This window comes from Pseudomonas sp. 05N433 (assembly GCF_056396925.1).
Genome location: NZ_JBFTML010000172.1, coordinates 1 through 300, shown reverse-complemented (window position 1 = coordinate 300; position 300 = coordinate 1). Strand labels below are relative to the sequence as shown.

1 protein-coding gene is annotated in these 300 nt (G+C 60.3%); it reads right to left on the bottom strand.

The annotated features are described in order from the left end of the window. Nucleotides 1–300 (bottom strand): hypothetical protein (locus AC1DIS_RS30215; protein WP_477745457.1); only part of this gene is annotated, 300 nt, incomplete at both ends.

The following is a 300-nucleotide window of genomic DNA, read 5'->3' as shown; positions in this document are numbered from 1 at the left end:
GATGCCGTCGGGCAAGGTTTTGACTAACAGCCGTCCTTCCGCATCCCGCTCGTACCCGGTAACCAGCTGCGAGCCGTCATCGCCGAATTCGGTTTTCTCCAGCAGATGGCCGTTGAGGTCGTAGACGTAGGCGGTGCGGCGGCCGTCGAAACCGGTTTCCTGTCGGATCAAGCCGTTGGGTGTGTAGTCCAGCCGATAGTGTTCGCCGGATTCGTTTTCGATTTCCGTGAGCAGCAGCTGCGCATTGTCATAGCGGTACTGGAGCTGGGTGCCGTCGGGATTGATCCGGCGGCTGACCAG